Genomic DNA, 22243 nt, shown 5'->3' with positions numbered 1-22243 from the left:
TAGCAACACGCCTGGGAAATAAGCATCATCCTTTGGAATTAATCTTGGGTGCAAAAAGCCCCGGCCGACAAGCGAACTTGTCGGCCGGGGCAAGGCGAAGCGGCACGGATCAGAACAGGACGCGCGCCAGTTTCTGTCGCGAGGCAGCCACGCGCGGATCGTTGTTGCCGACCACCGCGTAGAGCTCGATGAGGCGGCGGCGCACTCGTTCGCGATCATCGTCTGCCAATTTCGAAATCAACGACACCAGACGGGCAAAGGCATCCTCCACATGGCCGCCGATCAGATCAAGATCAGCCACATCGAGTTGCGCGGCAATCTCTTGCGGATTCTGCGCTGCCAGTTCGCGCGACGTGTTCAAATCGAGGTTCTGCGTGCGCGAGAGCAGCCGCACCTGGTATACGCCCACCTGCGCGTCGTGGTCGTTCGGCTTCTCATTCAGCGCTTCGAGGTAGGCGGCTTCGGCGGCGGCGTAGTCGCCCGCGTCAATCGCATCCACGGCCTTCTGGTGCAGCGGCGGCAGCTCGGGCTCGGTGTTCCCAGCGGTTCCGCTCAATGGCGGCACCGTTCCGCCCAGGCCCTGCTGCACGGCGAGCTGTTCCAGCTGGCCCAGCAACTGCACAATCTGCTCCTCGGCGGCCGGGCCTTGGAACAGCGGCACCGGCTGGCCCTTGACCAGGGCGACCACCATCGGAATCTGCTGGGCCTGGAAAGCCTGGGCGATCTGGGGATAGGTTTCGGCATCTACCACGCCGAGAACGAACTTGCCGTTCTTGGCATCGACCAGCCTGCGCAGCACGGCATCGAGATCAGCCGAGACCTGCACCCGGGGCGAACCCAGCGACACGATGGCCGGCACGCTTTGGGAGAGGCCGACAAACTGTTCGAAGGATGCCTCGTCCAGGCTGGTGGTCCAGCTGGCAGCTGCCGAATCGGTGGTGCCGGTGGCCTGCGGGCTATGGTGGGCCAACGCCGAGAGGTCTACCGCGCCACGGGTTGAAGGAATGTTCTCTTCGCTCATGGGTACTAGTCAACTTCCTTTACGTCGAGCAGGACTTGGTCGGCGGAGATCAATTGGATCTTGTCCTCGGAACCACTGGCAGGGATATAGAACATCACCGGCTCAGCGTAGGTGCTCTCCACGTTGCCGTTGGAGGAGCTGGAACCCAGCAGCTGCTCGGTCAGCTTGTCGCTGCTCTTGAGTGGATCGGCGTTTTCGGTGCGCTCGAACAAGGCCTTGTTATCCAGCTTGCCTGCCACAATCGCGCCACCGTCAGGTGTGGACACCGCGAAGGTGTCGCCCTTGGTGACCGAGCGCTTATAGCTGACCTTGGCCTCGTCGGCATTCTCGGACTCGGACTTCTGGGCCGCATGGATGGCCTTGATGAACTCGGACTCGGCAAATTTGCCCTTTTGCTTTGAATCCTCGTTGGTCAGCACATCACCGAGGGCTTCCAGGGCCTTCTCCGGCGTCATCTGCAAGTCCTTGGCATCAGCGGTCAACTGCTTGGTCGCCGGGTCGCCCACGGCAATGCCAGGGAAGGAGGAGTTCGGGAGCATCTGCCCGGCGAAAACGACCTTGTAGTTATCCCGTGCGCTCTTTTGGACCAGGGTCAGGGCCTGCGGCAGGGTATTGGCGTCGTTGTCCTTGGCGGTCACTACGGAGATCACGCGGGGAAACTTTGCCTCGCTGGCATTTGGCACGGCAGCCGAGCGCAGAACCTGGGTGTTCAGGGTCAGCGGCTTATCCACCTTGAACTCGTCCTTGAGCATGTCGTAGCGCTTGCCGCGCAAGTACTTGAAAGCACCCGCGGCACGGGAATCCAAGGCCTTGGTGTCGTTCTTTTCATCGGCGTTGCCGACCTGCTTCTGGACATCTGCCAGAACGCTCTTGAGCTGCTCTTCGGTCAGCACCGGGAACGCGACCGGCTCCTCTTCGCTTTCCGAAGCAGAGGCGGAACCGGAACCGGATTCCTCGGCAGGTGCCGAGGAAGCGGGGCTGGAGCTGGCATCGCCGGACTTGGCGGCAGACTCGGAAGGCGATGCGCTGGATTCGTCCTGCGGCTGCATCGGCAAGGTGACACCGGACAGGGCGAGGGCAACAACGGCCGCCGCAGCCACGGAGTGCTGGGCGTTCGAGCCGGTCTTCGGCTTGCCCGGACGCATCACCAGCAGGGCCAGCCCGAAGACCAGCAGCAATGAGCCGGCAATGATCAATGGCAGCGCGAAGGGCATTGCGTCGTCGTTGGCGTAGGTTACCGAAATATCCACTGGGGCAGCGTCCTTTCCGCCAGCAGCCAGCAGCAGTGACCAGTCGCCCGAATCTGGAGCAGTCCACCGGTAGGTCATGGTGCCGTCAGCGCTTTGCGAATCGAAGAAGATGTCATCGCCTGCAGGGTTGGGCACTTCGGCTTCGCCATCAACGTATTCGGCGATCATCTTGTGGTTCACTGTGTCGATACCGGTCAGCGACACGTGCGCTGCGTTATCGACCCACGCATCCACGTCATAGCTGCGTCCCAAAGATGCAGTGAATTCGCCCTTGGCCTTGATCACCAGTTCCACCGGTGCGACCTTCGGGTCGTTGACCGAGGGCTCGATCAGGGTCAGCGGCGCCTCGCCGTCCAGTTGCGGCATGGAAGCGGTGACCGTTTCGGGCGGGGCCCAAAAGGTCTTCTGTCCGATGCCGGCTACGAGGGCCGCAGCCCCCAGCAGCATCGCGATCACGGAGATTACTTTTCGCACGAGTTCACCTATTCGCCTACGTCTTACTGCAGTTCATTCCCAAGTCTAACGAGTTCGGCGTGAACATGGTTCCGTTCCGGGGCTGTGAAGTGGCTCATTGGTGTTTCAACTCAATGTCTTGAAACACATATTCACCTCTCACCCGCGATATGCTCGGTGCCATGGAGCCAGATCAGCAGCGCCAGCACCACGATCCTCACGACCCCGGGGATCGCGCCAGCACGCCCTCTCCGCCATCAGCGCCGGGTGCTTCACAACCTGTGAATTCCCCGGAAACCACATCCGGCGGACCAAATAGCGCCGAAAACCAGGCCGCGCAGCCGCAAGGCACGCTGGCCCGGCGCCTCGGTGCAAGCCTGGCAAAAATGTTCAGCACTCCAGCCCGCACCGCCGCCCTGGGCGAGGTTCCCGATCACCAGTCGGAAGAGGCCTTCGACCCCTTCCCGGTGCTGCATCCTATTTCGATGGGCTTCCTGGCCACCATCGGCGTGGGCTTGGCCCTGGGCGGCTACTACGTGTTGACCAATGTTGGCTCGCTGCTGACCTGGATCGCCATTGCCTTGTTCATTGCGCTCGGCCTGGATCCGGTAGTCCGCTTCCTGATGCGCCGCGGATTATCCCGCCCCCTGGCCGTAGTCGCCACCATGGTGGGCATGCTGGGCATCTTCGGCGGTTTCATGGCGCTGATCATCCCGACACTGGTCAACCAGATCACCACCTTCATCACCCGTGCCCCTGATATCGTTGCCGATTTCCTGAACAGCCAATGGGTGCGCGAAATCGACCAGCAATATGCGCTCTCTGAACGCGTGACCACCGAGGTGGACCGCTTCTTCGGAGATTCCGGGGCCGTAACCAATGTCTTCGGCGGCGTCCTTGGCGTGTCGCAAACCGTAGCCCAGTCGATGTTCGGCGTACTGATTGTCCTGGTGCTGGCCATCTACTTCTTGGCCTCGTTGCCGGGCATGATGGGCTTCTCGCTGCGCCTGGCTCCGCGCTCCAAGCGCGAGAGGGTCGCCGAGCTCGCCGAAAGGATTACCCGCTCGGTGGGCAACTACGTCATGGGCCAGGCGACTGTGGCGGTTCTGAACTCGCTGGTCGCCCTGCTCTTGATGACCATTCTCGGCGTACCGTTCACCGCGCTGCTCACCTTGCTGGTGGCCATGCTGGCATTCATTCCGCTCGTGGGCGGTGTGATTGCCGGAATCCTGGTCACCCTGGTGACGCTGTCCCTGGGTTGGCAGACCGCCTTGATCTACGCGATCTGCTACTTCGGCTACCTGCAGGTGGAGGCCTATTTCGTATCGCCTCGCATCATGCGCCGGGCGGTCGCCGTTCCTGGTGCCGTCGCCGTCATCTCGGTCATTGCCGGCGGAACCTTGGCCGGGGTTACCGGCGCCTTGATGGCGATCCCGGTGGCGGCCAGTGCCATGATCTTGCTGCGCGAAGTCTTCATCGCACGCCAGGACCGCCGCTAGCGGCAACTAGTAGCGGTAGGAGCGCGTGTCCCAGCAGTGCGGATGCCAATGCCGCCGAGCCGAGGCTGCCGCGTCGTCGCCGGACCAGTGATCTGCCCGCCACGCCACCACATGCCCGACTCCGACACCAATCTTCTGGTGGCATCCGGGGCAGATGTAGGCCTTATTGGCATTCAGCGGTGCAATCTTGCGTACGTGCCACTGGCCATCGGGAGCGTCCTGCAGCCGCACCACGCCGAAACGAGCGCGTTGCAGCCAGTCATCGGCGCCAGCTTCATACTCTGATTCTTCATCATGATTCCGCGCCTTGCCGGGACGGGGATTCTTCGAACGGCGCGGACGGTTTGAACGTGGCATGTCATTAATCATGCCGTATCTGCCCGCACAACACGCAACCAGCTAGTAAAGTGTGTGAGGTGCGTTTAGTGGTTGCAAAGTGTTCAGTAGATTACGAGGGCCGTCTTCGAGCCCACCTTCCGTTGGCGACTCGTCTGGTGATGGTCAAGGCCGACGGCTCGGTGCTCATCCACTCCGATGGCGGCAGCTACAAGCCGCTGAACTGGATGAACCCTCCGCTGACCCTTCGCGAGGGAATGCCCGATGAAGATGCCGCAGCACTGGGCGCCGTTTCCACCTGGACCGTGGCAAGCGCCAAGACTGATGACAAGCTGACCATCAACTTCCACAGCTTCGAACATGACTCGGCGCATGTTCTGGGCACCGACCCGGGCCTGATCAAGGACGGCGTGGAAGCAGACCTCCAGCGCCTGCTGGCCGAACAGATCGACCTGCTCGGGGACGGCCACAAGCTGATCCGCCGCGAATACATGACCGCCATCGGCCCGGTGGATATCCTGGCTCGCGATGCCAAGGGGGCCACCGTCGCGGTGGAGCTCAAGCGCCGAGGCGATATCGATGGCGTAGAGCAGCTCACGCGCTATCTGGATTTGCTCAACCGCGATCCGCTGCTGAAGCCGGTAACCGGCATCTTCGCCGCGCAGCAGATCAAGCCACAGGCGCGCACGCTCGCCGAAGATCGCGGAATTCGATGCTTGACTTTGGATTATGATGCAATGCGCGGTGTCGACGACTCTGCCGGCCGGCTTTTCTAACCCCGCTTTAAGAACAATTGCCCTGAGTCGATGACTCAGGGCGTTCTGTCTTCTAAGCTGGGAACATGAAATCGACGCGCTACGCCCTTATCGCCACCCTGATTTCCGATGGACTCAAGGTCACCGACGGCGTACTTGCCGTGGATGGAGATCGAATCAGCTTCGCAGGCAACAAAGATGATTTTGCTGAGCTGCCCGATGCAGCCGACTATGAAATCCGGGAGCTGGCAGCGGGAACCACCATCATCCCGGGCCTGGTGGACCTGCACTGCCACGGCGCCCTTGGCGCGGATTTCTCGGCACCGGATCATTCCAGCATCACCGGCGCCCTGGAGTACCTCCATCGCTCAGGCACCACCACCTTGCTTGCCTCATTGGTCACCTCGGAGCCGAACTCCATGATCGGAGCCGCCGAGTTGCTGGCGGAATTTGCCGAGTCCGGTGCCATTGCCGGTATTCATGCCGAAGGGCCGTTCCTTTCCGAAGCCCAGTGCGGCGCCCAGGACCCTCGCTACCTGCAATTGCCGGATCCGGGCTTCGTCACCGAACTGGTGTCCGCCTGCCGCGGCCAATTGCGCACCATGACCTATGCGCCAGAGCTGGAGGGCAGCGAGGAGCTGATCGAGCAGCTGGTGTCCCACGGTGTCGTTCCCTCGCTGGGGCATACCAACGCCTCGGCCCAGGTTGCCGCTGATTCGCTGCGCTACGCCCGCGAAGAATTGCTCAGCGCCGGCGTAGATGGCTTTACCGAACGCCCAACGGTCACGCACCTGTTCAACGGCATGCCTCCGTTGCACCACCGTGAACCGGGACCGGTAGCGGCCTGCCTGGAAGAAGCGGCCAATCGCAACGCCTTCGTGGAATTGATCTCCGACGGGGTGCACCTGTCCCCCGATACCGTTCGCCTGGTCTACCGCCTGGTCGGTGCCGAGAATGTCCTGCTTGTCAGCGACTCCATGGCAGCTACGGGACTTGCCGACGGCCAGTACGCGCTTGGCCCGCAACAGGTCAACGTCGTTGATTCACAGGCCCGGCTGGCCAGCGATAATTCATTGGCAGGCGGCACCTCCACCTTGCTGCAGGTGCTCCGGCATGCGGTGGCAGCCGGGGTCCCCCTGGTGCAAGCGGTGAGCTCTGCGACCACCGTCCCGGCTTCGCTGATCGGCCTGGCCGACGAGGTCGGCTCCCTGCATTACGGATTTGCCGCCGATGCCCTGGTGCTCGACGAGGACTTGCAGCTGGTGCAGGCCATCCGCAAGGGCCAATACCTATAGGCCAGCCGCGAGCTCAGCGGGTCTCGCGCAGGGCCTCCAGGAGTTCCAGTTCTTCGGCCCTGCTCAGCCCTGACTGCCTAGCTCGGTTAAGCCCGCGCGCTTTTTCATCCTCCAGCACCTCGTGCAGCAACTGATCCAAATTTCGTTCCTGCCCACCCGCTTGCCGATATTTATCGTTGTTCCGATCGCTGAAGCCGTAGTCTTCAAGGGGAACCCATAGGGGCAGTGATCGCGGACCGGACCAGTAATTGACGCCGTGCCCGAGAAGCCAGTCGTCCTTGGCCATAATCATTTCGCCGGCAAACTCCGCCACCCTGGCGGCGGCTTCCAGGAAATGGGCGAAGGGATACGCGGTGCCCACGACGTTGTAGGTGCCGGTGAGCCGATGCGAACTTGCCCGAGTGATCCATGCTGAGAGGTCGCGGACATCAATGGCCTGAACCTGTCGTCCGGTTGTTGGCGGAATGATGATTGGTTCATTGCCTGCCCGCGCCATGGCAGCGACCCAATAGGAGAAACGGTCGCTGCCATCAGCCGGCCCGGCAATCAGGCCAGGGCGGGCGATGAGCAAGCGCTCCCCGAGCGCTCGGCTGCTTGCGCATTCAGCGGCAACTTTCGCATGGCCAAAGTGGCTCAGATCGACTGGTTCATTTACTTCTGCGTCCTCTGCATCTCCGGGATGCCCTTGGTAGCTGTACACCGAGATCGATGAAACCAGGATCCAATGCTTGGCATTCTCCGACAGGGCATCGAGGGCTCCAGCCACTAATTGTGGCTCATAAGCCAACTCAATGACTTCATCCCAATGGACATCCCGAATCGCATCGTAGGCCCGCGGCAGGCTTCTATCGGCGCTCACAAGCTTGGCGCCGGGCACCACGCCTCCGGACCGGCCCCTTGCTAGACACGTCACGTCCTGGCCGGCAGCCACCAGCTGTCGCGTGATTTCGCGGCCCAGCCATGCGGTGCCACCAAGAACCAAGATTTTCCCCATGCACACAGTCAACTACCGGAAGCCATTGGTGCCTAGTACGATCGCGCAGGGCACAACCCTGCGAGCAGCTCATAGCTCAGGTATCACTATGCCGATGGCATCTTCCCATCCGCTTGGCATTCCAGCTGGAGACTTAAAGGAAAGACGTAGTATTTATTTAGCCCAGGCTATAGCCTGTGAAAATGAAAGCACTTAAAATATCGCTGGTCGGTGCGTCGCTGTTTTTCGCCGCGATAGGGCTCAGTTCCTGTACAAATCTAAGCAATCGTGCCGAAACGACTCTTCCCGCAACAGAAGAGGCTACTAGCCCAGAAGCCACCTACCCGAGTTCTGAAGACATCTTTGAGAATCAAGAAAAGACCCTGAAACAAGGCGGCCGGCCGCTGGAAATACGGCAGCAGGTGCGAGCCAAGGGCAGCACGACCATTAATGTTGTTCCCATTCCGGATAATTACACGCAGCTGGGTGTGGCCGTCCAATGTGCAGGCAACAGCCAGTGGAGCACGCGTTTCGTAGACGACGGTCTTGAATCCAAGGGCGATTGTTCCTTGACCCCCGGTTCGGCAAGTCTCGTCGATGCCACTCAAAAAGACCGCGGTTACACCGTGGAGATAGAAGTGCTTGACGAGCAGGATACCCCGCTCTGGGTCACCATCTACGCTACTTCGGGCGTTGGCAGCGAATAAAGTGCAATGCATCCAGGCAGGTTCAGGACAAAAGAGCCGCCGTGAACCCATGGGTCACGGCGGCTCTTGCTTATGAAATTCTAGATCTGCCAGCTTCCGGCAATCGGCCCGGCTTCAAGCCAGGCAGAAAAACCGGTGTAGTCACGGTAGTCCATGGCTAGCAGCAGCTCATCCCCGTTCCGGGTCAGCATCACCACAACAAATCCTGGCGGAATCCGCGAGGCTTCATCGTCGGTGGCGCGACGGGTTCCACTGATATCCAGCCCTCTTCGCTCAAGCTGGAATCGCGGCACCGGTGAAACAGAGAAAAACCGCAACAGGTCTACATGTCCCGGCCCATAGCGGCCAATAACCATCATCCATTGTCCCTGGGGAGTCCGGATGGAGGCATCAAAGGTGCCCAGCGTGCGCCGCAATTGAATGCGGCGCACAGCCATGGCGCCGAAGAACAAGGCGATGCCGATCAGGATCAGCAGCGCGATTAGAACTGGTGCGGTTATCTCAAACAATTCATCGCCTACGCTGCGGTACCAAGCACAGCGTTGTCAGCAACGATCACTACGCGGTCCGACTCGACGGAGAAGAATCCCCCGTCGATCTGGACCGAGAAGCGGGACTCGGAAACCGGTTCGATTTCCAGATCCCCAGCGGCAAGCACCGACAGCATCGGAACGTGACCGGGCAGAACTCCGACCTCGCCGTCAACCGAGCGAGCTTTGACCAGCTTCGCAGCGCCGGACCACACGAAATGGTCGGCCGCGACGATTTCGACCTGAAGCTCAGCCATAATTAGCTGGCCTTCTGAATTTCGGCCCACTGGCGCTCGACGTCGTCCAGACCGCCGATGTTGAAGAACGCCTGCTCTGCAATGTGGTCCAAGTCGCCATCGCAAATGGCCTTGAAGCCTTCGATGGTGTCCTTGATGGAAACGGTCGAACCCTCGACACCGGTGAACTGCTTTGCGGTGTAGGTGTTCTGCGACAGGAACTGCTGGATGCGACGTGCACGGGCAACGACGATCTTGTCCTCTTCGCCCAGTTCGTCGATGCCGAGGATCGCGATGATGTCCTGCAGTTCCTTGTTCTTCTGCAAGATAGCCTTCACGCGGATGGCTACATCGTAGTGATCCTGGCCGATGTACTGCGGATCCAGGATTCGCGAGGTCGAGGTCAGCGGATCGATTGCCGGGTACAGACCGCGCGACGCGATTTCACGCGACAGCTCGGTGGTTGCATCCAGGTGGGCGAAGGTTGCTGCTGGAGCCGGGTCGGTGTAGTCATCGGCCGGGACGTAAACAGCCTGCATCGAGGTGATCGAGCGGCCCTTCGTCGAGGTGATGCGTTCCTGCAGCAGACCCATTTCATCGGCCAAGTTCGGCTGGTAGCCCACGGCGGACGGCATGCGGCCCAGAAGGGTCGACACCTCGGAACCGGCCTGGGTGAAGCGGAAGATGTTGTCGATGAACAGCAGCACGTCCTGGTTCTGGACATCGCGGAAGTATTCCGCCATGGTCAGTGCGGACAGTGCCACGCGCAGACGGGTTCCTGGTGGCTCATCCATCTGGCCGAACACCAAGGCGGTGTCCTTCAGAACGTTGGCCTCATCCATTTCGACCCAGAGGTCGTTGCCTTCACGGGTGCGCTCGCCCACACCGGCGAATACCGAAGTACCACCGAAGTTACGTGCAACACGGGTGATCATTTCCTGGATCAGGACGGTCTTGCCCACGCCGGCGCCGCCGAACAGGCCGATCTTTCCACCCTTGATGTACGGGGTGAGAAGGTCGATCGACTTGATGCCGGTTTCCAGCATTTCGGTCGAGCCCTCAAGTTCAGAGAACTTAGGTGGCTGGCGGTGGATTGGCCAGCGCTCGGTGACCTGGATCTCCGAGTTGTCAACGTCCAGGGCGTCGCCCAATACGTTGAAGATGTGGCCCTTGACGCCGTCGCCAACAGGGACGGAGATCGCAGCGCCGGTGTCGGTCACCGAGGTACCGCGGACCAGGCCGTCGGTGGCCTGCAGCGATACCGCGCGAACCAGGCCCTCACCGAGGTGCTGGCTGGTTTCGAAGGTGATCTTCTTGGTTTCGCCGTTGAGGGTCAGCTCAGCGGTCAGTGCGTTGTAGATAGCAGGCAGTGCATCGGCTGGGAACTCGACGTCCACGACCGGGCCAGTCACGCGCGCGATGCGACCGATGGCCCCTGCGGTAACCTGCTCGTTGAGTTGGGCAGTCATCTTTCTCACTTCTTGTCTGGTCGGATCTGTCGGGAATTAGCCGTTCAGCGCGTCGGCGCCGGCAATAATTTCCGAAAGCTCCTGGGTGATTTCAGCCTGACGGGCATTGTTAAGCAATCGTGTGTACTTCTTGATCAGTTCGCCTGCGTTGTCGCCTGCGGCCTTCATTGCCCGCTGGCGTGCAGCAAGCTCGGAGGCTGCGGACTGCAGCTGGCAGTTGAACAATCGAGACTCGATGTACCGAGGAAGCAGTGCGTCAAGCACTTCTTCCGCCGATGGCTCAAACTCGTACAGTGGCAACAGCTCGTCGGTTGGAGTCTCGGATTCATCCTCGACAACCTCCAACGGCAACAGACGGATGACCGTCGGTTCCTGCGTGACCATCGACTTGAACTGGGTGTAGACGACGTGGATTTCTTCCACGCCACCCTCTTCGTAGTCGGTGTTGAAGTCCTCCAGGAGGACGTCTCGCAGCTCGTGTGCGGTTTCGAAACGCGGAGAATCAGTTTCCCCGGTCCACACTCTGGCGTACTCGCGTGAACGGAAATCAAAGTAAGCCTGTGCCTTGCGGCCGACCAGGTAGGTCTTGACTTCTTTGCCTTCTTCACGCAGGAGTTCCACGAGGTGCTCTGCCTGCTTCAGAACGCTGGCGGAGTAGGACCCGGCAAGTCCTCGGTCCGAGGTCATCACCAAGACCGCGGCACGGCGTACCTGCGCCGGCTCGGTGGTCAGTGGGTGTTCGACATCGGCCTGGGACGAGACGGCGGTTACTGCACGGGTAATCGCATTGGCGTATGGCAGTGATGCCGCGACACGCGTACGTGCCTTGCCAATGCGGGATGCAGCGATCAGTTCCATCGCCTTGAAGATCTTGCGCATCGACTTGGTCGATCCGATCTTCTGGCGGTAGACCCGAATCTGGGCTCCCATGTGTGTCCTTTCCTTATCCCCTGTGCTGTTGTTGCGGCGCCGTCACCGGCGCCGCAACTTCAGCACAAGAAAATTGTCAGCGCTTCTGCTTGACGATCTGTTCCTGGTCAACGGACTCGGCGTTCAGAGCGTCGTGCTCTTCGTGGCCAGCGGCAACCAGCTGATCGCTGCCTGCACCGAAGAAGCCGGCCTTGAAGTCGGCGATGCCGGACTTCATGGCTTCCAAGGTCTCGTTCTCCAGCTTGCCGGTCTGGCCGATTACGGTCAGAACGTCAGTGCGGTGACGCAGGTAGTCGATGAACTCAGCTTCGAAGCGGCGTACGTCCTCAACCGGGACATCGTCCAGGTAGCCGTTGGTGCCGGCCCAGATCGAAACGACCTGATCCTCAACAGCGTATGGGGTGTACTGGCCCTGCTTGAGCAGTTCCATCAGGCGTGCACCACGGGTCAGCTGCTGCTTGGAAGCGGCATCCAGATCCGAAGCGAACATTGCGAAGGCCTGCATGTCGCGGTACTGAGCCAATTCAAGCTTCAAGGTACCGGAGACCTTCTTCATGGCCTTGACCTGTGCCGAACCACCAACGCGGGATACCGAGATACCCACGTCGACAGCTGGGCGCTGGTTGGCGTTGAACAGGTCCGACTGCAAGAAGATCTGGCCGTCGGTGATCGAGATGACGTTGGTCGGGATGAACGCGCCCACGTCGTTGGCCTTGGTCTCGATGATTGGAAGACCAGTCATCGAACCTGCACCGAGCTCGTCCGAGAGCTTGGCGCAACGCTCAAGCAGGCGGGAGTGCAGGTAGAAGACGTCACCTGGGTAGGCTTCGCGTCCTGGCGGACGGCGCAGCAGCAGGGACACGGCGCGGTAGGCTTCAGCCTGCTTCGACAGATCATCAAAGACGATCAGAACGTGCTTGCCACCGTACATCCAGTGCTGGCCAATGGCCGAGCCTGCATATGGCGCCAAGTACTTGAAGCCTGCTGGGTCGGATGCCGGGGAAGCCACGATGGTGGTGTATTCCAGGGCGCCCTGCTCTTCGAGGGTCTGGCGTACGGCAGCGATGGTCGATGCCTTCTGGCCGATTGCCACGTAGATGCAGCGAACCTGCTTGGTTTCGTCACCGGTTGCCCAGTTGTCGCGCTGGTTCAGGATGGCGTCAACCGCGATAGCGGTCTTGCCGGTCTGGCGGTCGCCAATGATCAGCTGACGCTGGCCACGGCCGATCGGGATCATTGCGTCGATGGCCTTCAGGCCGGTCTGCAATGGTTCGTGAACGCTCTTGCGCTGGGTCACGCCTGGTGCCTGGAGCTCCAGTGCACGACGTCCTTCAGCGGCAATTGGGCCCATGTTGTCCAGTGGCTCACCCAGTGGATCAACAACGCGGCCGAGGTAGCCGTCGCCGACTGGAACCGAAAGGATCTCGCCGGTGCGCTCTACCTTCTGGCCGTCTTCGATGCCGGTGAAGTCACCAAGCACAACGACACCGATTTCACGGGTATCGAGGTTCTGGGCCAGGCCCAGGGTGCCATCTTCGAACTTCAGCAACTCGTTGGCCATAACGGAAGGAAGACCTTCCACTCTGGCAATGCCGTCGCTCGCGGCGACGACGCGTCCCACCTCGGTGCGCTCTGCCTTACCCGGTTCGTAGGAAGATGCGAACTCGTTTAGGGCATTGCGGACGTCGTTGGCATTGATGGTCAAATCGGCCATCTGCAGTCCCTGCTCTCCTAAATTGTGATCCACCCTCAAGAATGGTGGATCGATGTGAATGAAGTCTGTGTTGGTCCCGGCGAGCCGGAACAACTGCCAGGAGCCAGCTCCTGGCAGAAGTCCTAGCTAGCCAGTGCGCGGCGCAAATCCGCCACGCGCGATGCCACGGAAGCGTCGACAACTTCGTCGCCAACCTTTACTACCAGTCCACCGACCAGCGATGGGTCGATAGCCGTGTTGAGCTTGAGCTGACGACCGTATAGCTTGTTCAGGCTGGTCTCCAGGCGCGAACGCTGAGCCTCGGAAAGCTCCACCGTGCTGGTCACCGTAGCGATCCAGCGCTGCTGGCGCTTGGCGACTAGTTCAACGAAGCGTTCGGCCAGGGTTGCAGGCTTCAAACCGCGTGGGTTCGAAACTGCCTGGGAGATCAAAACCTGCGAGGTCTGCGACGCGTTAGGCACAAGCTTGAGCGCAAGTGCGCGCTTAGCTTCAACTGGGGCCTGTGCATCATCCAACGCACGCTGCAGTTCGTGGTTTCCACGGACCACCTCGATGAAGGAGAACAGATCCTGCTCCAGCTTGTTCAGCCCTGAAGCGCCGTCCTGCTGTTCAGCCACTGCGGTAGCCGCGGTGACAGCCAGCGTTTCGAGCGCATCGCTAATGTCGCGTTCCGAGCTCCAGCGGGTTGAAGCCAGCTGGGCGACGGTGTCCTCAGCTGCAGCCGAGACCTTTCCGTGCAGCAGCTGAGCCAAGAGGCCTGCCTTTTCGGCATCTTCACGGGCTGGATCAGTCAGTGCTCGGCGAAGACCGGCATTTGCATCCAGTACTTCCAGGACCGCGAACAGTTCCTTTGGCAGCTCAATAGATGCCAGTGCCAGCTTGGGTTCCAGGAACTCCAAGGCCTTTGCCAATGACTCGCTCGATACACTTGCCATTAGTTCGATGCACCTGCGTTCTGCTGAGCTTCCAAATCGTTCAGGAACTGATCAACCACGCGCTGTGCACGGGCATCGTCCTTCAGAGCTTCGTCAACAACCTTGCTTGCAAGCTCGGTGGCCAAGGTGCCCACGTCGGTGCGAAGCGAGGACAGAGCGGCTGCGCGCTCTGCCTGGATCTGGCGCTGAGCCTGCTCGCTGATGCGAGTAGCCTCGTCGGTTGCTTTGGTCTTCAGATCTTCAAGGATCTGAGCGCCTTCGCTGCGAGCTTCCTCGCGGATGCGGTTTGCTTCGGTGCGTGCTTCCAGAAGCTGGGCCTTGTACTGTGCCAAGGTCTCCTCTGCTTCCTTCTGCGCTGCCTCGGCCTTTTCAAGACCGCCTTCGATCGCGGTGACGCGATCTTCATAGGACTGCTCAAACTTCGGAGCGATGACCTTGATGACGATGAAAAGGAGGACCGCGAAGCCAACGCCCGTGACGAGAATTTCCCACGGGTTAGGCATCAGCGGGTTGACCGATTCGCCCGCAGCGAGGATGAAGTCAGTGCTATTCATTCTCACCATTCCTTATCTATTAGTTTCCACTTGTGTGTATGCCTCGCGATAGTGGCGAGGCCACTACAGCCGGGAAGGACTTACTTGATAACGAAGGCGAAAACCAGGCCAAGGATGGCCAGTGCTTCAGCAAGTGCGAAGCCGAGCATTGCGATTGGCTGCAGGATGCGCTGTGCTTCTGGCTGACGTGCAACGCCGTTGATGTACGCTGCGAAGATCAAGCCCACGCCGATAGCCGAACCAATTGCTGCCAGACCGTAGCCGATCATGTTCAGGGAGCCGCTCATGCGAATTTTCCTTTCAAGATACCGGCTTTTTGCCGGTAGGTTGTGAGGTTTTCCTTGAATCGTTCAAGGAAGAACATTTGGGATTTAGTAAATAAGAAATGGCCTAGTGGGCGTCAGCTTCAATTGCACCCTGGATGTAGATCGCGGTCAGCAGCGTAAACACGAACGCCTGCAGAACCATGATCAACAATTCCAGGAAGTACATAGCCACGGAACCTGCGATGACCAGAACACCAACACCATTCAGTGCCAGCGAGTCCTGGACGACGATCAAGTGGCGTGCACCTGAAGCAGCCAGCATCACAATGATATGGCCTGCCAGCATCGTTGCCATCAAACGCAGCGAGTGCGTCAGCGGGCGGACAATGAAGTTAGAAATGATTTCCAACGGCACCAGCAGAATCAACATCACTGGGCTGACACCCGGTGGGGTGACGGCCAGCTTGAAGAATCGGATACCGTGGTTCTTCAGGCCTACAGCAATCCAGGTGCCGTAGATAATGATGGCCATCGCGTATGCAGAACCAGCGTGTGAGAACGATGGAAGCTGCAAGAACGGGATCGCGCCGAAGAGGTTGTTGAGCAGTACGAAGAAGAAAGTCGCGAATAGCAGCGGAATCCACGGGCGGAAGTTCTTCTCGCCGATGATGTCGCGGCCGATGCCGTTACGCACGAAGGCGTAACCGGATTCAGCGATGTACTGCATCTTGCCTGGAACCAGCTTCGGGTTCTTGATGGCCATGGTGAAGAACCAAGTGATGAGCGCGATCGACAAAACGATCATGAGCATCTGCTTGCCGAAACCGGTGCCGTACTCAGCTGCCCAAGGGAAAATCTCTGGGAGGTGGGTATCGGACACCGATGGCGGAATGAAGCCGCCTTCTTCTGAGGCCATTGGGAGCGCAAACGCGAACAACGCGCTGTCCTCTCTGCAGTAACGGTCACGGGCAAAAGGCGGTGACTGGCGGAAACTGCCTCTCACCGTGTGAAGAAAAGATCAAACGGGGATCCCACCACAGCTGTTGCCGGAAGCATCAACCCTGATGAGGTGCCACCTGCGGGTTTCCCCGCAAGCGCATATGTATCCAGCCTCACGCATTACAGCGTTCAGCTAAAAATGACCCGTAGTAAGCTTATCAAACTCACAGCATCCTTCCGACACATTCGCCGGCCGGTACTCCCTAGTCCTCGTTGTAGATTGCCAGCCGGGCCTTCATGAAGGCTCGAACTTCGCCAACCTGCCAGGCAACGAGTGAGATAGCTGCTGCAAGAACGAATCCCTGCCGGTTAACCCATTCGGGCAAACCCAGGTTCAACAACACGAAGGCGATACCAAAAACCTTGATGACATATGCGCCCAAAAACGCAGGCATGGCCCACGAGCGGCGAATTCGTCCTGCAGCTTCGGCGATCAGAATGCCAATGGCAAAGAAGCCAATAACCACCCCGGCCGCCAATGCGCCCGACAGTGCATAGCGAAGATCAGCGAACAACCACGAAATCAGGAAAAATGCGGCTGTTGCGATCAGCGAATACACCAGTGACAAAGCCAAAATCGGCAACCAGATGGAGTTCGGAGCTGAGGAAGTGCTGATGCGGGCAGAACTGGAAGCCACGTCCGCAACCTTTCTTCGTCAATCCGAGGGACCATCGTGCACCCACGATGCTGATGAAACTTGAAACTTCCGCTCGCCCAAAAAGAGCTCCCGGAAGAAGATCTACTCTGAATTCTACACGAGATAGAAAGACTTTGCTTGTGGATTACTCGACCATTTGGTGAAGCTAATCATGCCCCAGGCGCTTGCGCAGAGCACCAACCCGCTGAACGACCAATGGCCACCACGTTCCGATGGCCGCAGCCAAGAAGAGGACCAGGGCCATGGGGATCACCAGGAACACCGGAATGAACGCAATTGACACCACCGAGACTGCGATCGCGGCGGCCCACAGATAGAGCAGGATCACCGCGCGGCGCACCGAGTGGCCTTGGGCCAGCATCCGGTGGTGGATGTGCTTCGAGTCCGGTGAAAAGGGTGAGCGCTTGTTGGCCAGGCGGCGGAAGACCGAGAGTACAAGGTCCAGCACTGGTAGGAACACGATCACCATCGGCAAAAGCATGGGCATGTAGGCCGGGATATTGCGGAACCGGCGGGCTTCGAGTCCCTGCACGTCGCCGGTGACAGCGATCGCGGCCACCGAAAGGATCAAGCCGATCGCCAGCACCCCGGTCTCCCCCATGAAGATGTTCGCGGGATTGAAGTTGTGCGGCAGGAAGCCCAGGCAGGCGCCGAGCAACAGGGCGCACAGCAGGGCGCCGAGATTCGCATAGTCATCGGCGCTCACATGCGTTGCCAGAACGTAGGAGTACACGAAGAAGGTGGCAGCGCCGATAGCTGCCAGGCCGGCTGCCAAGCCGTCCAGGCCATCAGAGAAATTGATGGCGTTCATGGTCAGGACAATCAGGAATATGGTGACAACAACCTGCAGCCATTGTTCCCTGATCTGCCACGAGCCCACCGGCAGCGACTGGATCAGCACCCCGTGGGTCGCCATCAGCCAGCCGATGAGAATCTGGCCCAGGAGCTTGATCCACCAGCGCAGGTCGAACATGTCATCGGCGAGGCCAAGGAGCAGGATGACCAGCAGCGCCAGGCTCAGGCCCTGGATTGCCTGGCCGCCGAAGACTCCGCGGAAGAAGTGGAAATTGCTCGCCAGCCAAATGCCCATGCCGAAGGAAGCGATGATGGCCACGCCGCCAAATTTCACGATGGGCGATTGATGCTGGTCGCGTTCGCGCAGCATCTGGTTGGCGGTGTACCGCTGGCCCAGCGAACGGACCATGGGGGTCAGCAAATATGAGGCGGTGAAGCTGAAGGCGATGAGAAGAAGGTATATTCTCATGCGCGCTGGCCTGGGGCATCCTGTCCCATGTCGAGCACCTCGGGGACGACAACGCGCAGTTCCTCGATGGAAATCGCGCCCGAGCGAACGACCTTCAGGTGTTCGCCAGTGCAGTCGATGATGGTCGAAGGCAGGGCATCGGTCGAATTCTCGCCGCGCGAACCGCCATCAAGGTAGACGTCAACGGATTCGCCCAGCTGCTCCATGGCCGAATCGGCGTCCAAGGCTGCGGGCTGGCCGGTGCGGTTGGCCGAGGAAACAGCCAGCGGGCCGGTTTCGCGCAGCAGTTCCAAGGCAGTCTCATCATTTGGTACACGCAGCCCAACGGTGCCGCGAGTCTCCCCCAGGTCCCAGGTAAGCGACGGCTGGGCCTGCAAAATCAGGGTCAGTCCCCCCGGCCAGAACGCCTCGGCCAGTTTGCGCGCGGCATCAGGAATGTCGCGGGCCAGTCCATCCATGGTGGCCGTTTGCGCGATGAGTACCGGTGGCGGCATGGTGCGCCCGCGCCCCTTGGCTGCCAGCAGCATGGCTACGCCCTGGGCGCTGAAAGCGTCGGCCCCAATCCCGTAGACGGTATCCGTGGGCAAGACGATGCACCGCTTGTCCGCCAAGGCGGCTTTGGCCGCGGTGATTCCTGCTGCATGCTCTTGCTCGTTGCTTACCAAAAATCTTGTGCTCACGGGATCATTCTTTCATGCACGGTGGGTCGTAGGTGGTACTGCTTCTCGGTGTGGTGCGTAGCCGGAGGTGGCACGGGCCCGTCCGGTCAAATCCTTGTGGCCTGCCACCCGCTCGAATCCGGCCTCGCGCAGCATCGCCGCGGCGGAATCCTGCTGGACCTCGGCGTGCTCCATCACAAAATATCCGCCGGGGCGCAGCAGCTTCATGGCTTGGGCGCTGATGGCCCGCGGAATCTGCAATCCGTCCTCGCCCAGGCCATAGAGGGCCATATCCGGATCGTGGTCCCGGACTTCCGCCTCGCGCGGAATCGCATTGGGCGGAATATAGGGAGGATTGGAAATCACCAGGTCCATGGATCCGTCGAATTCACCGGGCAGGCTGGTGGCATCCTGGTGCAGGACGGTGACCTGGTGCGGCAGGCAATTGGCGCGGGTATAGCCGATGGCCTCGGCGGACAGCTCGACCGCCCAGACCCTGGAGCCTGGCAGCTCGCTGGCCAGCGCCGCAGCGATGGCCCCGGAGCCGGAGCACAAATCGATGCAGGAAGGAGCATCGATTCGGTGCGCGGCCACAAAATCCAATCCCAGCTGCACCACGGTTTCGGTCTCCGGGCGCGGGGTGAAGACCCCGGGGCCGACCTTCAGCTCGAGATAGCGGAAGTGGGCTACCCCGGTCAGGTGCTGCAGCGGAATGCGGGTGCGGCGCGCGGCGACCAGCGCGGTGAACTGCTCGCGCTGGTCGCCCTGGAAAACATCGCCGCGCAGCTCGCGGAGCTTGAGCTCCGAGCGGCTGATGCCCAGCACATGGCAGAGCAGCAGGTCGGCATCAACGCCGGGGCTTGGCACCCCGGCGCTGGCCAGCGCCGCAATCGCCGCCTGGCGAACGGCTGAGAGTTCTTCCAAGGCGCTATTACTCGCCCAGCGCTGCCAGGCGCTCTTCCTCGTCCATCTGGATGCAGGATTCGATCACCGGCTGCAGGTCGCCGTCCATCACGGCATCCAGGTTGTAGGCCTTGTACCCGGTGCGGTGATCCGCGATGCGGTTTTCCGGGTAGTTGTAGGTGCGGATGCGCTCGGAACGATCCATGGTGCGGATCTGGCTGGCACGCTGGGCCGAGTTCTCCTGGTCGATGATCTCCTGCTGGTGGGCCAGCAGGCGCGAGCGCAGCACGCGCATGGCGGCTTCGCGGTTCTGGATCTGCGACTTCTCGTTCTGCATGGCCACCACGATGCCGGTGGGCATGTGGGTGATGCGCACCGCGGAGTCGGTGGTGTTCACGGACTGGCCGCCGGGGCCCGAGGAGCGGTAGACGTCGATCTTCAGGTCATTCTGGTGGATCTCGACTTCTTCTGGCTCGTCGACTTCTGGCAGCACCAGGACGCCGGCTGCCGAGGTGTGGATGCGCCCCTGGGATTCGGTCACCGGCACGCGCTGCACGCGGTGCACGCCGCCTTCGAACTTCAGCTGGGCGTAGACGCCTTCAGCCGGGTCGTTCGACTTGCCCTTGATGGCCACCTGGGCATCCTTGTAGCCGCCAAGGTCGGATTCGTTGAAGGAGATCATCTCCACCTTCCAGCCCTTGTTCTCGGCGTAGCGGGTGTACATGCGCAGCAGGTCGGCTGCGAACAGCGCGGCCTCGTCGCCGCCTTCGCCGCCCTTGACCTCGAGGATCACATCGCGGGCGTCGTTCTCGTCGCGCGGAATCAGCAGGCGGCGCAGCTTTTCCTGCAATTCAGGCAGTGCCGCGCTCAGGGTCTCGACCTCTTCGGCGAAATCCGGGTCTTCATCTGCCATTTCGCGGGCAGCTTCCAGATCCTCGGTGGCGCTGTGCCAGCGGTTGTAGGCTTCGACGATGCCGTTGAGCTGGGCGGAGCGGCGTCCGAGCTTGCGGGCCAGCGCCTGGTCGGCGTACACCGCCGGATCCGAGAGCTGCGCCTGGATCTGTGCATGCTCTTCTAGTAGCGTCTTGACGGATTCGAACATGGTGGTGTGCTTCCTTGTCGGCGGTGTCCGCGCAGCCGGGCCGGATCGGCGCTGCGGGCTGCTGGGAATAAATTCTAGTTGGTTTTCTGGTCACTACGCGCCGATGGCGTCCAGCCAGCTGCCGGTAAGGCAGGCTGGCTGGACGCCATGGCGGGCAGGGGCGCTAATCCTTGTTCGGGGTGGTCTTGTTGACCAGCATCAAGAATTCTGCGTTGGATCCGGTTTCGCGGATCTTGCCGGTGAGCACTTCCAGTGCCTGCTGCGGATCGATGCCCGAGAGCATGCGGCGCAGGCGCCACATGATGCGCACCTCTTCGGCACTCATCAGCTGCTCTTCGCGGCGGGTGCTCGACGCGTTGACGTCGACGGCCGGGAAGATGCGCTTCTCTGCCAGCTGGCGCGAGAGGCGCAGTTCCATGTTGCCGGTGCCCTTGAATTCCTCGAAGATGACCTCGTCCATCTTGGACCCGGTCTCCACCAGTGCGGTGGCAAGGATGGTCAGCGAACCGCCATTTTCGATGTTGCGGGCAGCACCGAAGAAGCGCTTTGGCGGGTACAGCGCAGCGGAGTCCACACCACCGGAGAGGATGCGGCCCGAGGCTGGAGCCGAGAGGTTGTAGGCGCGGCCCAGGCGGGTCATCGAGTCCAGCAGGACCACAACATCCATGCCCATTTCCACCAGGCGCTTGGCGCGCTCGATGGCCAGCTCGGCCACCGTGGTGTGGTCATCGGCCGGGCGGTCGAAGGTCGAGGCAATAACCTCGCCCTTGACGGTGCGCTGCATGTCGGTGACTTCTTCGGGACGCTCGTCCACCAGAACCATCATCAGGTGCACTTCTGGGTTGTTGATGGTGATCGCGTTCGCGATGGCCTGCAGGATCAGGGTCTTGCCGGCCTTCGGAGGCGAAACGATCAGGCCGCGCTGGCCCTTGCCGATCGGGGCCACCAGGTCGATGACACGCGGGCCGACCAGCTTCGGATCGGTTTCCAGGCGCAGGCGCTCGGTTGGGTACAGCGGAACGAGCTTGTTGAACTCCACGCGCTCGCGGTTGTCTTCCGGCTTCTTGCCGTTGACCGAAGTCAGCTGCACCAGGGCGTTGAACTTCTGGCGCGGGTTCGGGGTCTCGCCCTCGCGCGGCTGGCGGATGGCGCCGACAATGGCATCGCCCTTGCGCAGGTTGTACTTCTTGACCTGGCCCAGGGTGACGTACACGTCGTTGGGGCCTGGCAGGTAGCCGGAGGTGCGGACGAACGCGTAGTTCTCCAGCACGTCCAGGATGCCGGCGACCGGCAACACGACATCGTCTTCGCTCAGCTGCGGCTCGTCGTCATCACGGCGGTTGCGGCGGTTGCGGTTATTGCGATCGTTGTTGCGCTCATTGCGGTCGTTGTTGCGCTCGCGGCGGTTATTGCGATCATTGCGATCGTTGTTGCGCTCGCGGCGGTTATTGCGATCGTTGCGGTCGTTATTGCGCTCGTTGCGCTCTTCGCCGCCCTCGGTCTCGCTGGACTCGGTGCGCTCGTTGTTGCGCTCGGCACGGTCGTTGTTGCGCTCGCGGCGGTTGCCGCGTTCACGGCGCTCCTCGCGGGCCTCGCCGTTGTTCTCCGGCTCGCCGGCTTCGCCGCGGTCATTGCGCTCGGCGCGGTCGTTGTTGCGCTCACGGCGGTTGCCGCGCTCGCGGCGCTCCTCGCGGGCCTCGCCGTTGTTCTCCGGCTCGCCGGCTTCGCCGCGGT

General features: G+C 60.9%; 23 protein-coding genes. 4 read left to right on the top strand and 19 right to left on the bottom strand.

The annotated features are described in order from the left end of the window. Positions 1 to 109: 109 nt before the first annotated feature. Positions 110 to 1021 carry a tetratricopeptide repeat protein gene (locus H6F58_RS10395; protein WP_060701301.1) on the bottom strand — a complete coding sequence of 304 codons (912 nt, stop codon included), beginning with the start codon at positions 1019 to 1021 and terminating at the stop codon, positions 110 to 112. A gap of 5 nt (positions 1022 to 1026) precedes the next feature. After that, positions 1027 to 2745: a hypothetical protein gene (locus H6F58_RS10390; protein WP_146274877.1), complete on the bottom strand. Its 1719-nt coding sequence runs from the start codon at positions 2743 to 2745 to the stop codon at positions 1027 to 1029. Between the two features lie 161 nt (positions 2746 to 2906). Between H6F58_RS10390 and H6F58_RS10385 the strand changes: the two genes are divergently transcribed. Continuing rightward, positions 2907 to 4223, top strand: a complete 1317-nt coding sequence (locus tag H6F58_RS10385; RefSeq protein WP_146274876.1) for an AI-2E family transporter — start codon at positions 2907 to 2909, stop codon at positions 4221 to 4223. Between the two features lie 6 nt (positions 4224 to 4229). On the opposite strand, the gene H6F58_RS10380 is transcribed toward H6F58_RS10385, so the two are convergent. Beyond that, positions 4230 to 4580 (bottom strand): hypothetical protein, encoded by a 351-nt coding sequence (locus H6F58_RS10380; RefSeq protein WP_186468044.1) that lies wholly within the window; start codon positions 4578 to 4580, stop codon positions 4230 to 4232. A 59-nt stretch (positions 4581 to 4639) separates the two neighbouring features. Between H6F58_RS10380 and nucS the strand changes: the two genes are divergently transcribed. Then, complete coding sequence (nucS, locus tag H6F58_RS10375) at positions 4640 to 5335, top strand: endonuclease NucS (protein ID WP_146274875.1); 696 nt, start codon at positions 4640 to 4642, stop codon at positions 5333 to 5335. Positions 5336 to 5400: 65 nt separating this feature from the next. Further along, on the top strand, positions 5401 to 6609 hold the full coding sequence (locus H6F58_RS10370) for an N-acetylglucosamine-6-phosphate deacetylase (RefSeq protein ID WP_195181715.1): 1209 nt from the start codon (positions 5401 to 5403) through the stop codon (positions 6607 to 6609). A 13-nt stretch (positions 6610 to 6622) separates the two neighbouring features. Here the strand turns inward: H6F58_RS10370 and H6F58_RS10365 are convergent, their stop codons facing one another. Beyond that, a complete protein-coding gene (locus H6F58_RS10365) occupies positions 6623 to 7603 on the bottom strand; it encodes an NAD-dependent epimerase/dehydratase family protein (protein WP_195181714.1) in 981 nt (326 codons plus the stop codon). Between the two features lie 182 nt (positions 7604 to 7785). Between H6F58_RS10365 and H6F58_RS10360 the strand changes: the two genes are divergently transcribed. Next, on the top strand, positions 7786 to 8289 hold the full coding sequence (locus H6F58_RS10360; protein ID WP_206693613.1) for a hypothetical protein: 504 nt from the start codon (positions 7786 to 7788) through the stop codon (positions 8287 to 8289). A gap of 80 nt (positions 8290 to 8369) precedes the next feature. On the opposite strand, the gene H6F58_RS10355 is transcribed toward H6F58_RS10360, so the two are convergent. The 15 genes from H6F58_RS10355 to rho form a co-directional block, all read right to left on the bottom strand. Beyond that, the gene (locus tag H6F58_RS10355; RefSeq protein WP_146274871.1) at positions 8370 to 8798 is read right to left on the bottom strand and encodes a DUF2550 domain-containing protein; all 429 of its coding nucleotides are present in this window, start codon (positions 8796 to 8798) and stop codon (positions 8370 to 8372) included. Between the two features lie 8 nt (positions 8799 to 8806). Beyond that, positions 8807 to 9076, bottom strand: coding sequence for a F0F1 ATP synthase subunit epsilon (locus H6F58_RS10350; RefSeq protein WP_060701295.1), 270 nt, complete (start codon positions 9074 to 9076; stop codon positions 8807 to 8809). A 2-nt stretch (positions 9077 to 9078) separates the two neighbouring features. After that, positions 9079 to 10524: a F0F1 ATP synthase subunit beta gene (gene atpD, locus H6F58_RS10345; RefSeq protein WP_060701294.1), complete on the bottom strand. Its 1446-nt coding sequence runs from the start codon at positions 10522 to 10524 to the stop codon at positions 9079 to 9081. A gap of 36 nt (positions 10525 to 10560) precedes the next feature. Next, positions 10561 to 11454, bottom strand: a complete 894-nt coding sequence (locus H6F58_RS10340) for a F0F1 ATP synthase subunit gamma (RefSeq protein WP_060701293.1) — start codon at positions 11452 to 11454, stop codon at positions 10561 to 10563. A gap of 76 nt (positions 11455 to 11530) precedes the next feature. Then, a complete protein-coding gene (atpA, locus tag H6F58_RS10335; RefSeq protein ID WP_060703342.1) occupies positions 11531 to 13168 on the bottom strand; it encodes a F0F1 ATP synthase subunit alpha in 1638 nt (545 codons plus the stop codon). Positions 13169 to 13290: 122 nt separating this feature from the next. After that, positions 13291 to 14103, bottom strand: coding sequence for a F0F1 ATP synthase subunit delta (locus H6F58_RS10330; protein ID WP_146274869.1), 813 nt, complete (start codon positions 14101 to 14103; stop codon positions 13291 to 13293). Further along, positions 14103 to 14657, bottom strand: a complete 555-nt coding sequence (locus tag H6F58_RS10325) for a F0F1 ATP synthase subunit B (RefSeq protein WP_060701291.1) — start codon at positions 14655 to 14657, stop codon at positions 14103 to 14105. Before H6F58_RS10325 ends, H6F58_RS10330 begins: the two co-directional genes overlap by 1 nt. Before the next feature lie 80 nt (positions 14658 to 14737). After that, a complete protein-coding gene (locus tag H6F58_RS10320; RefSeq protein WP_028268761.1) occupies positions 14738 to 14950 on the bottom strand; it encodes an ATP synthase subunit C in 213 nt (70 codons plus the stop codon). 97 nt (positions 14951 to 15047) lie between these two features. Next, the gene (gene atpB, locus H6F58_RS10315; protein ID WP_084793160.1) at positions 15048 to 15839 is read right to left on the bottom strand and encodes a F0F1 ATP synthase subunit A; all 792 of its coding nucleotides are present in this window, start codon (positions 15837 to 15839) and stop codon (positions 15048 to 15050) included. Between the two features lie 286 nt (positions 15840 to 16125). Further along, positions 16126 to 16560 carry a hypothetical protein gene (locus H6F58_RS10310; RefSeq protein WP_060701289.1) on the bottom strand — a complete coding sequence of 145 codons (435 nt, stop codon included), beginning with the start codon at positions 16558 to 16560 and terminating at the stop codon, positions 16126 to 16128. Positions 16561 to 16726: 166 nt separating this feature from the next. Next, positions 16727 to 17845 (bottom strand): MraY family glycosyltransferase, encoded by a 1119-nt coding sequence (locus H6F58_RS10305; RefSeq protein WP_146274868.1) that lies wholly within the window; start codon positions 17843 to 17845, stop codon positions 16727 to 16729. Beyond that, positions 17842 to 18525 carry an L-threonylcarbamoyladenylate synthase gene (locus tag H6F58_RS10300; protein ID WP_195181712.1) on the bottom strand — a complete coding sequence of 228 codons (684 nt, stop codon included), beginning with the start codon at positions 18523 to 18525 and terminating at the stop codon, positions 17842 to 17844. The genes H6F58_RS10305 and H6F58_RS10300 overlap by 4 nt, the downstream gene beginning before the upstream one ends. Before the next feature lie 12 nt (positions 18526 to 18537). Further along, positions 18538 to 19428 (bottom strand): peptide chain release factor N(5)-glutamine methyltransferase, encoded by an 891-nt coding sequence (gene prmC, locus H6F58_RS10295; protein WP_195181711.1) that lies wholly within the window; start codon positions 19426 to 19428, stop codon positions 18538 to 18540. A 7-nt stretch (positions 19429 to 19435) separates the two neighbouring features. After that, on the bottom strand, positions 19436 to 20509 hold the full coding sequence (prfA, locus tag H6F58_RS10290) for a peptide chain release factor 1 (RefSeq protein ID WP_060701285.1): 1074 nt from the start codon (positions 20507 to 20509) through the stop codon (positions 19436 to 19438). A 163-nt stretch (positions 20510 to 20672) separates the two neighbouring features. Continuing rightward, positions 20673 to 22243, bottom strand: a 1571-nt coding sequence (rho, locus tag H6F58_RS10285; RefSeq protein ID WP_195181710.1) for a transcription termination factor Rho, incomplete at its 5' end; no start/stop codon positions are given.

It is taken from the genome of Glutamicibacter sp. FBE19 (genome assembly GCF_015524875.1).
Lineage (GTDB): Bacteria > Actinomycetota > Actinomycetes > Actinomycetales > Micrococcaceae > Glutamicibacter > Glutamicibacter halophytocola.
Note: the sequence above shows the minus strand (reverse complement) of the source record. Positions and strands in the feature narration are given on the sequence as shown.